This is a genomic window from Fusobacterium sp. FSA-380-WT-3A (assembly GCF_012843705.1).
Lineage (GTDB): Bacteria > Fusobacteriota > Fusobacteriia > Fusobacteriales > Fusobacteriaceae > Fusobacterium_B.
Genome location: NZ_JABAFQ010000019.1, coordinates 24035 through 34940 on the forward strand (window position 1 = coordinate 24035; position 10906 = coordinate 34940).

Genomic DNA, 10906 nt, shown 5'->3' on the forward strand with positions numbered 1-10906 from the left:
AAAATGTTTATAAGAACTAGACGGTTAAGAAAATCATCAGTAATGAGAGAAATGGTAAAAAATGTAACAATTAATTTAAATCAACTAGTTTATCCTCTATTTATAGAAGAAGGAAAAAATATTAGAGAAGAGATAGATTCTATGCCTAATCAATACAGATTATCAATAGATAATTTAGAAAGTGAGATAAAAGAAATAGTTGATTTAGGAATAAAATCTATATTATTATTTGGAATTCCTAAAATAAAAGATGAAATTGGTAGTGAGGCTTATAATGATAATGGTATTGTGCAAAAAGCTATTAGATTTATAAAAGAAAAATTTTCAGAAATTTTAATAATCACTGATGTTTGTATGTGTGAATATACTTCACATGGTCATTGTGGAATATTAAATAATTGTGATGTAAATAATGATATAACTTTAAAATATCTTTCCAAAATAGCTTTATCTCATGTAAAAGCTGGTGCTGATATAGTAGCTCCTTCAGATATGATGGATGGAAGAATAGAAGCCATTAGAAAAACTTTAGATGAAAATGGATATGTAGATATTCCAATAATGGCTTATAGTGTAAAATATGCTTCAAGTTATTATGGGCCTTTTAGAGATGCTGCAGATTCTGCTCCTAGTTTTGGTGATAGGAAAACATATCAAATGAATTTTAGAAATAATAAAGAGTATTTTAGAGAAATAGAAGCAGATATTGAAGAAGGAGCAGATTTTATTATGGTAAAACCAGCTCTTGCTTATTTAGATGTATTAAAAGATGTATCAAATAGAATTAATTTACCAGTAGTAGCTTATAATGTAAGTGGAGAATATTCCATGGTAAAAGCAGGAAGTAAAAATGGATGGATTAATGAAAAGAATATAGTTATGGAAAATATCTATGCTATGAAAAGAGCAGGAGCAGATATTATTATAACTTATCATGCTAAAGATATAGCAAGATGGGTAAAAGATGGAGAAATAATATTATAATGAAATTAGAGAATTTTATAGTTATCGGAATATCACATTTAGAGTATGATACTGAAAAAAGAGAAAATTTTATAAAAAAAAATCCTGAGAAGTTTATTGAATATTTAAAAAAAGATAGTTATATTGAAGGATATATAAGTGTTATAACATGTCTTAGAGTGGAATTCTATATAGATTTAGGTAAAAATTCTTTAAAAGATTTTTTGAATACAACTAAAGTAAAAGAATTTTTTAAATTTGAAAAAATATTTTTTAAATCTGGAAAAGAGGCGATAGAATATTTATTTAAAGTAAGTTGTGGATTTTATTCAATAATAAAAGGAGAAGACCAAATTTTAGCTCAAATAAAAAAAAGTTATTTGGATTCTTTAGAAAAAAATACAAGCAGTAAATTATTAAATGTGATATTTAATAAAGGAATAGAATTAGGAAAAAAATTTAGAACAGAAAGTGAGATATCTCATAATGCTTTATCTTTAGAAGCTATATCACTTAAATTTATAAAAGATTCAATAGATATATTAGAAAATAAAAAAATTTTAATTTTGGGAATAGGTGACTTAGCACAAAGTATATTACATCTTTTAATAAAAGAAAATACAAAAAATATAACAATAACAAATAGAACTGAGCATAAAGCTTTAGAAATAAAAAATATCTATAAAGATGTTAGTGTAATAAGTTTTAATAAAAAGAATGAAGCAGTAATTGAATCAGATATTGTAATAAGTGTCACTTCTGCCCCACATCTTGTATTAAAAAAAGAAGAATTAGAAAGTAAAATAAAAACTAATAAAAAATATATTTTTTTAGATTTAGCAGTGCCTAAGGATATAGATCCACAATTATCTAAATTACAAAATATAGATTTATTTAATTTGGATGATGTTTGGAATGTATATAATAGGAATGTAAAAAATAGAGAGAACATTTTAGAAAAATTTGAATTTTTAATTTATGAGCAAATAGAAAAATTAGAGAAATGGTTTCAATGGAAAGAAAAAATGGAGACTGATTAATATTTCAGCCTCCATTTTTTATTATTTTATATGTTTATTTTTTAATTTTTCTAATAATTCCTCATCAACTGGAATATCCTCAACATATAATCTAGGAATAACTCTATCCATAGGAAGAATTCCTACAGACATTGCAATTCCTTCAGGTAAGGACATTCTAAAAGTTTTTAGATATTTAAGCATAGTATCAACAGATTTTTCAGGAACAGTTAAAAGAAAGATACAATCTGTTCCCGGCCAGATATTTGTATTCTTATGTTTTAATTTTTCACTCCAAACAGTTTCAACCTTTCTATGAATTCCATAATAATAAAAATTAATCTGGTCAAAAAATTCTTCTAGTCTACTTTTTTGAGCTTCATTGATATAAACCATCATCATTTTAAAATGTAAAAATTCTTCATGCATAATATTCCCTCCTATACTTCAAAATCTTAATTTTATATAATTATTCTAATTAAAATTCTTTTTTCCTTTAAAACTATTTATTTTTTCTTTTAGATTCATAACTTTGAGCTTTTTCAGTCATTTTATTTCTTATAGGAGTGATTATTTTGTTTATAAAAGCTAGAATATAAATATTCATGTCTTCAACTAAGGTATATAATATAGGAATAACTACAAGAGTAAGTAATGTAGAGAATGATAAACCAAACATAACTGTTACAGCCATTCCTCTATAAATCTCAGAACCTTCTCCAACTCCTAAAGCTAATGGTAACATACCAAAAACAGTAGTCATAGTAGTCATAAGAATAGGTCTAAGTCTTGTTCTACAAGATTCAATGATAGCCGTTCTTCTATCAGAACCTCTTTCTCTAGTAAGTTTAATAAAGTCTATTAATACAATAGCATTGTTAACAACTATACCAGCAAGCATTATAATACCTACCATAACCATTACATCTATTGGCTGTCTAAATAAAACTAATCCAATTAAAATACCAATGAATGCTAGTGGGAAAGAACCTAAAATAATTATAGGTAAAACAAAGTTTTCAAATTGAGAAGCTAGTAAAGCATATATTAAGAAAATAGAAATTCCTAATGCCGCTCCTAATTGTTTTGAAGCATCTTGTAAATTTTCAGAATCTCCACCAAATTTATAAGAAACAGTAGATGGAGGATTAGATTCATTAAAAGCTTTGACTAACTCAGATTGAAGAGCAGCAAGTCCAACTCCTCCATCATTAGCTGAAACAGAAACTGAATATATTCTATCTTGTTTATTTATTTCAGATGAACCTTCAACAGTAATAATATCAGCTACATCAGATACTTTTACAAATTTATTATCTCCAATTTTAACATTTAAGTTTGCCAAATCATTTAAAGAGCTTCTTTTTTCTTTTGGTAATCTTACAAGAATATCTATTTCTTCTACTCCTGTTTTAACAGTAGCTGTATCTCCTCTATTTCCTCCTAAAACAAAATAACTAATTGTTTGACCAACAGTAGTAGGGTTAATACCATATGCTTTAATTTTATCTCTATTAAGAACTATTCTAGCTTCAGGATTTCCTGGGTCTAGAGATGAAGTGATATCAACAGCACCATTAAAGTTTTTAATCTTATCAGCAACTTGTTTACCAATAGTTTTTAATTCATCATAGTTAGGCCCCATTATATTAATTTGAACATCTCTTTCAGGAGCTCTCATAGCAAAACTTTCAGATAAACTAATTCTAGCATCTGGAATTTTTTCAACTTGAGGTCTTATTCTATTAATAACATCAAATACAGATTCTTCTCTTGTATCTTTTTTTCCAATATCAACGTTTATTGCTATAGTATTACTAGTAATAAAGTCAAAATAATATTGAGTAGAATTATCTTTTTTTACAATTTCTTCTATTTGATTAGCTATTCTTTCAGATTTCTGAATGTCTAAACCATTTCCAAGTTCAGCTACAATAGAGTATCTACCTTGGTCTTGTTTAGGCATAAACTCAACTTTTAAAAATCCTTTAGTAACAAAAACTGTAACGAAAAAAGTAGCTAAAGTAATGAAAACAACTTTCCATCTGTGACCAACTGCCCAAGTAATAAGTGTAAGATAATTTGATTTTACTTTCGCAAATATTTTACCTTCACTAGTGATATTTATTTTATTACTTAAGAATTTGCTTGCTACCATTGGCATAAGTGTTAATGAAACAATAAGAGCAGCAAGGTTAGAAAATATAATAGATAAAGACATATCACGGAATATTTCTCTTGCTATACCAGGAATAAATAATATAGGAATAAAAACAACCATTGTTGTAAGAGAAGAAGCTATAATTGACATAGTAACTTCTGTAGTACCATTATCAGATGCTTCAGCAACTGGTGAATTTAATTCTGTCATATGACGATAAATATTATCTATAACAACAACAGAGTTATCTGTAAGCATTCCAACTCCTAAAGATAATCCCATTAATGAGATTAAGTTAATAGATGTTCCACTAAATGAAAGGAATGCAAAAGTAAAAATAATAGCAACTGGTAAAGCTAAAGTTATTAAGAAAGTAGCTCTTATATTTTTTAAGAATACTAAAAGAATGATTGTAGCTAAGATTAAAGCTTGGAAAGCACTTCCACTAATACCAGAAATAGATTTACCAATATCTTCAGAAGTATCAAGAAGAATAGTATAATCTGTACCAGGAGGCATTATAGGTTTTAATGATTCTAATGCTTCATAAGCTCCTTTGTTAAGTTCTATAGTGCTTCCATCAGCTGATTTTTCTATAGCAACAACAATTCCCTCTTTTTGGTTAAGGAAACCTAAGTTAGTATAGTCTTCTGTAGTAAGAACAACATCAGCTACATCAGAAACTCTTAAAGTATTTCCATTACTATTAATAATTAAATTTTCTATTTCGTCTATATAATTTGTTTCTCCCATAAATCTAGCAACTATTTGCTTATTACCTGTTTCAATAGTTCCTAAAGGAATATTTTGATTTGAATAAGAAATAATATTATATAGTTCCATAGGAGAAAGATTATAAGCAGCTAACTTATCAGGATTTACTTGAAGTTGTATTTGTTTTTCAGGATTTCCATAAACATTAACTTCTCCTATTCCACTAATTCTTTCAAGTCTTGGTTTTAAATATTCTTCAACGAAACTTCCCATTTCTGTTCTACTTTTACCAGTAAACATGGCAATCATAGTTAAATTTCCAGCACCGACTTCTATTTTTCTGGCTATAGGAGTATCTGCATCTGCTGGTAAGTCATTAGTGATTCTTGAAATTTCTCTTTGAATATCTGTAACTTTATCATCAGCATCTATTCCATAATTAAATTCAACAACAATTGTTGATTCTCCAAAAGCAGATGTTGAAGTAATTTTATCAATACCTTCAATATTAGGTAAGACTTCTTCTATTTTTTTTGTGACTTGAGTTTCTACATCTTCAGGTACTGCTCCAGTCCACGTTGTTCTAATTGTTACAACAGGAATATCCATATTAGGTAATAACTCTGATTTCATACTAAACATAGCGATTAATCCTATAAAGATCATAGAAATCATAAGCATTGTTGTTGTAACTGGTCTACGAATTGATAAACCTGCTAATGTCATTTTAACCTCCTAATTTTTATTTTCAGTAGTAGTTATAGTCTCAGATGTTTCAGTAACTTTGTTACCATCTTCCAATCCAAATAGGCCATTAACCACAACTTTATCTCCTAATTTAATTTCATCAGAAGAAATTACAGTATAAGTTGAATCTTGAGCACCTGTTTGTACTTGAACTCTTTTAGCAACTCCATCTTTTACTATAAATACATAACTTAATAAATCTCTTATAAAAATACTTTCATCAGGAACAGACATAGCTGAAACTTTTCCAACTGGAATAGTAACATATGAATACATACCATCTTTTACTAAATTATCTGGATTATTTATACCAACTTTAACTTTATATTTTTTAGTATCAGATTCAGCAATAGGGTTAATTTCTAAAATAGTTCCCTCTAAAGTCTTATTAATAGCAGGAACTTCAATAGATAGAGGTCCTCCTACTTTTATTTGAGTAAGCCATTCTGCTGGGAATCCAACATAAGCTTCCATTAAATTGTCATCAACTACTGTGAATATTGTAGTGTCTCCATCAACCTCATTTCCAACTTTTCCAAATAAATTTCCTACAGTTCCATCAATATCAGCTCTTCTAAATAATTTTTCATAATTATTTTTAGCTACATCAAAGTTTGCTTTTGCTGTAGAATAAGCATTTTCATATTCTACATATTCTAAATAAGAAATAAGTTGTTCATCATATAATTTTTTGAACTTTTTAAAATTATTATTAGCAACATTAAATAAAGCTTTTGAAGAATTATAAGCAGCTTCTGTATCAGCATCAGAAAGTTTCATAACAACTTCACCTTTTTTTACATAATCTCCATTTTTTTTATAAATTTTTTCAATTGTTCCACCTTTTTCTGTAGAATGGTTCACTTTATTTTCTGGTTCTAAAATAGCATCACTTTTAAAAGTTTGACTCAATTCTCTTGTTTGAACCTCTTCTGTAACAACATATTTTGGTTTAACTATAATTTCTTTTACCTCCTCTTTTTTACCACAACTTATAAAAATAAAAGTAGAAAGTAAAGATAAACAAAGTAATTTTTTCATTTCTATCCTCCATTAAATTTTTTATACAATATTTAGATTATAAGTGATCTATATTTTTCAAAAGCTAACAAATAACTACTTTCAGCTGAGTTAAAATTCATTTGAGCGGTTCTATATTGGGCTTCTGAATTTAGATAATCTTGTGTTGACAAAAGTCCAGCTTCATATCTTTTTTTATCAATTTCATAATTTTCACGAGATGCTTCTAAAGAGCTTTTCATAGCAACTCTATATTTCTCAAGTCTTAAAACTTCACTGTAAGCATTGGCTAAATTTATTTCTATATTATCTTGAGTCATGCTATCATTTAATTCTTCTATTTTATAATTTTCGCTAGCAACTCTATAAGAATCTAATCCACTACCAAAACTAAATAATTCCCAATCAATTTGAACTCCTCCTCTCCATTCTTCATCATGAAAAGTATCACTTGAGTGCAATCTTTCAGTTCCACCATAACTAGCAAAAACACTAATTTTTGGAAGATTATCACTTAAAGCTACCATTTTTTCAGCTTTTGAGTACTCAACTTTATTTTTAGAAATTAAAGCATTAAGACTTTGAGTTTTTGCTGTAACTAAATCTTTTTCAAAATTTATATTAGAACTTAAATTTTCAGGAATGAATAATTCTTCTAAATCAATATCTTCATTAATATTTAATCCAAGTTCTGTTTTTAAATTTTTCTTTTCTGTTTCAATTTGATTTTGAACTTTTACTATTTGGGATTGAATATCAAGTAATGAATATTCAGTTTTTAAAAGGTCAGCTTTTATAATTAAACGTTCTTCTAATTTTTTTTCTTGTAATTTTAATCTAGCTTGTAATTCTTTTTCAGAAGTTTTAAGAGCCTCGAGATTTTTTTCATAAGTTATCACATTTGAATAATATTGGATAACTCTTATTCTAGTATCAACTTTTTCTTTTAAAAAAGAATAATTAAGGATATTTTTTTGTGCAGCAGCACCTTTAATACCACCAAATGTAGCTCCTCCTTGAAAAATAGGATAAGTAGCTATGATTTTACTAGAATATCCATCTTTACTATCTACTTTAAATTCATCAGCAATTCCATTTTCATTATAAACTTTTCTTGTTTCATGTTCATAGCGAGTATAAACTCCCTGATAAGCTACTGTAGGCAGAGCATATTTAAAAGCACGAGATAAGTTAAGTTCTCCAATTTTTTTATTTTTTTCAGCTATTTGAATATTTTTACTGTTAGTAAGAGATAAATCAATAGCTTCTTCTAAGTTAAGTGTTCTAGAAAAAGATATTGTACTTAACACTAGAAATAAAGTTAAAGTTTTTTTCATAAAAAGTACCACCTCATTTATATAAAAATTTATTTTAATACAAGTTTAACAATAGCTTTAGTCATAAAATTTATTTCTTTTTCTAAATTTATATTATTAATACAATCCTTTATATCTGAAATGGTTATATGGGTTTCTCTTTTACCAAAATTCATTAAAGGATTAAAAGAAGTTTCATAAAAAGAGTTAATAAAAGCTCTAATTAAATAGGCATATTTTTCAATATCAGTTTCATCAGACAAATCCAGTTTATCTTTATATTTATTCAATATTTTTAAAATACCATGATTTCCTAATTTTGTATTTTCTAGTATAGAAATTTTTATATTTTCACTTAATAAATTAATATTTTTAAAAAGATTCATAATTATTAAAAAAGATTCTGTATCTACTAAAGGAAAAGATATAGATTGGAATAAAAATTCTTTTATAGCCTCTTCAAAAGGTAAATTTTTTTCTAGAATTTCATTTACTTTATGGCGTCTTTGAAATATTTTTTCAGATATTATAGCTAAAATAAATTCATCTTTTGATTTAAAATAAGTATAAAAACTACCTTTAGCTATACCCATTTTTTTAGTGATATCTTCAACACTTGTATTTAAAAATCCTTTTTCTATAATCAATTTTTTTCCAGTAGAAATTATTTCATCTCTTTTTTTAGAATTTTTCAAAATTATCCCTCCGTTGACTACTTAGTCATTTTCATCTAAAATAGAGTATACTATAAATTGACTATAAAGTCAACAGAAAATAAAAAAATAAAAAACAAATGTATTATAAAAAACAGAAATATTTTAAGAAAATAATATGTCATAATTATGTCTTTTAAAATAAAAAAAGAGATAACTCTTTGAGTTATCTCTAAAAAATTTACATAATTAAAATTAATAATTAGTACATCTAATTCTAAAATGTGCTTGAGGATGATCACATACTGGACAAACTAGAGGAGCTTCAGTTCCTATATGTAGATGTCCACAATTTCCACATTCCCAAACTTGAATTTCAAGTCTTTTAAATACTTCTTGATTTTCAATGTTAGCAAGTAGTTTTCTATATCTTTCTTCATGTTCTTTCTCTATTTTTGCTACCCCATCCATAACTTTAGCAATGTCTTCGAACCCTTCTTCTCTAGCTTCTTTAGCAAAAGTTGCATACATATCTGTCCATTCATAATTTTCTCCAGCAGCTGCATCTTTTAAATTTTCAACAGTAGAAGGCATTCCACCATGAAGAAGTTTAAACCAAAGTTTTGCATGTTCTTTTTCATTATTAGCAGTAGTTTCAAATAATTCAGCAATTTGTACATATCCTTCTTTTTTTGCTTTAGAAGCATAATATGTATATTTGTTTCTTGCTTGAGATTCTCCAGCAAAAGCAGTCCATAGATTTTTTTCAGTTTTAGTTCCCTTTAATTCCATAAAAATATTTCCTCCTTGCAAGATATAGTGATGATTGCTCATAGTTACATTATACCTTATTAACAGAATAAAAGTCAAATAAAATGAATATAAAAATCGATAAAAAGAAAAGAAGAACTAAAACTAAAATATTATTTATTTTTACAATTTTTACAAATTCCATCAAAAAGAATATTAAATTTTTCTATAATAATATCTTGTTCTAGAGAAATATTTTTTATAAAGTTTTCTATTTCTATACTACTAATATCAGTTAAACTTCCACAAATTTTACATTTTAAATGAGCATGAGGTTTTAAGTTTTTATCAAATTTATCTACTTGCTCAGGAAGACTTACTTTTCTTATTTCGTTTGATTCTACTAATTTTAATAGATTTCTATAAACAGTACCTAAACTTAATTTAGGATTGTCTTTTTTTAGAGAGCTATAAATTATATCAGCTGTAGGATGTCCTTCATGAGTTAGTATGTAATTTAAAATTAATTCTCTTTGTTTAGAATATTTCATATAAACTCCTTTCAAAAAATATTTTTTAATTTTAAATATTTGTGAAGTTTAAGAATATTATATCATGATAAATTAATAAAGTCACTTTTTTATTTTATTATAATTTTTGTACTATTAATTGACTAAATAATTATTAATAATATTATTTAATCTAAAAAAATGTTTTTTCTTGACAAAACAAAAAATATATGATAACATATTTATAATAATAGTAATCATTACTATTATTATAAATTTAAAAATTAGGAGGTAGGAAGATGAGAAGTATAACAACATTCGATTTACAATATGCACATAGATTTTATAAATTTAAAGGTGAAGCACAATATTTACATGGACATACTGGAGTTTTAACTATTGAAGTAGAAGATACTATTAACAAAGGAGTTAATATGGTATTCCCTTGTAATGAGATACAAAAAACAGCTTGGGATCTTTTAAAGAATTTCGATCATGCACTTATTTTAAGAGAAGATGACCCTTTACTACCAGCTATATTAAAAGTATATGAAGAAACAGGAATAAAAGATGGGCATCCACAAAATACTATGAAAGGAGTAGCATTTAAAACTGAACTTGCTACTGCTTATCCAGATTGTAGATTAGTGGTAACAAAAGAAACATTAACAGTTGAAGGAATGATTAAAATAGTATATGATTTATTAAAAGATAAATTAAATATAGCAAAAATTACTTTTACAAGTGGAGTAAATGCTGCTTCTGAAGAATTTGTTACTAAGAATAATATAGATCGTTGTCCTTTATGTGGAATATCATTAAATGAAAATGGTGTTTGTCCAAAATGTGGATATAAAAAATAAATAAAGAATAAAAATGAGGGGTTATAAATTTTAATAATTTATAACTCCTCATTTTTATATAGATATCATTTTAATTAATAAAAAAACACTTGAAAATATCAAGTGTTGATTTTATAAAAATGGTGCCTAGGAATAGATTCGAACTATCGACCGTACGGGTATGAACCGTATGCTCTAGCCAACTGAGCTAC

10 protein-coding genes and 1 tRNA gene are annotated in these 10906 nt (G+C 26.2%); 3 read left to right on the plus strand and 8 right to left on the minus strand.

All coding sequences use genetic code 11. The features are described 5' to 3' along the window. Positions 1-3 precede the first annotated feature (3 nt). Positions 4-984, plus strand: a complete 981-nt coding sequence (hemB, locus tag HF862_RS09095; protein WP_170187554.1) for a porphobilinogen synthase — start codon at positions 4-6, stop codon at positions 982-984. Next, the gene (gene hemA, locus HF862_RS09100; RefSeq protein ID WP_304206601.1) at positions 981-2003 is read left to right on the plus strand and encodes a glutamyl-tRNA reductase; all 1023 of its coding nucleotides are present in this window, start codon (positions 981-983) and stop codon (positions 2001-2003) included. Before hemB ends, hemA begins: the two co-directional genes overlap by 4 nt. A 21-nt stretch (positions 2004-2024) precedes the next feature. Here hemA and HF862_RS09105 read toward each other — a convergent pair whose 3' ends face one another. The 7 genes from HF862_RS09105 to HF862_RS09135 all read right to left on the minus strand — a co-directional run bounded on the left by HF862_RS09105 (position 2025) and on the right by HF862_RS09135 (position 9894). Continuing rightward, positions 2025-2411 (minus strand): PG0541 family transporter-associated protein, encoded by a 387-nt coding sequence (locus HF862_RS09105; protein WP_170187556.1) that lies wholly within the window; start codon positions 2409-2411, stop codon positions 2025-2027. Positions 2412-2484: 73 nt separating this feature from the next. Next, a complete protein-coding gene (locus HF862_RS09110) occupies positions 2485-5583 on the minus strand; it encodes an efflux RND transporter permease subunit (RefSeq protein ID WP_170187557.1) in 3099 nt (1032 codons plus the stop codon). A gap of 9 nt (positions 5584-5592) precedes the next feature. Continuing rightward, the gene (locus tag HF862_RS09115) at positions 5593-6645 is read right to left on the minus strand and encodes an efflux RND transporter periplasmic adaptor subunit (RefSeq protein ID WP_170187558.1); all 1053 of its coding nucleotides are present in this window, start codon (positions 6643-6645) and stop codon (positions 5593-5595) included. 32 nt (positions 6646-6677) lie between these two features. Continuing rightward, on the minus strand, positions 6678-7961 hold the full coding sequence (locus HF862_RS09120; RefSeq protein WP_170187559.1) for a TolC family protein: 1284 nt from the start codon (positions 7959-7961) through the stop codon (positions 6678-6680). 29 nt (positions 7962-7990) lie between these two features. Then, positions 7991-8635 (minus strand): TetR/AcrR family transcriptional regulator, encoded by a 645-nt coding sequence (locus HF862_RS09125; protein WP_170187560.1) that lies wholly within the window; start codon positions 8633-8635, stop codon positions 7991-7993. Positions 8636-8848: 213 nt separating this feature from the next. After that, on the minus strand, positions 8849-9385 hold the full coding sequence (rbr, locus tag HF862_RS09130; RefSeq protein WP_170187561.1) for a rubrerythrin: 537 nt from the start codon (positions 9383-9385) through the stop codon (positions 8849-8851). Between the two features lie 131 nt (positions 9386-9516). Beyond that, positions 9517-9894 carry a Fur family transcriptional regulator gene (locus HF862_RS09135; protein WP_170187562.1) on the minus strand — a complete coding sequence of 126 codons (378 nt, stop codon included), beginning with the start codon at positions 9892-9894 and terminating at the stop codon, positions 9517-9519. Between the two features lie 257 nt (positions 9895-10151). Between HF862_RS09135 and HF862_RS09140 the strand changes: the two genes are divergently transcribed. Next, the gene (locus tag HF862_RS09140) at positions 10152-10715 is read left to right on the plus strand and encodes a 6-carboxytetrahydropterin synthase (RefSeq protein ID WP_170187563.1); all 564 of its coding nucleotides are present in this window, start codon (positions 10152-10154) and stop codon (positions 10713-10715) included. A gap of 120 nt (positions 10716-10835) precedes the next feature. On the opposite strand, the gene HF862_RS09145 is transcribed toward HF862_RS09140, so the two are convergent. Further along, a tRNA-Met gene (locus HF862_RS09145) sits at positions 10836-10906 on the minus strand.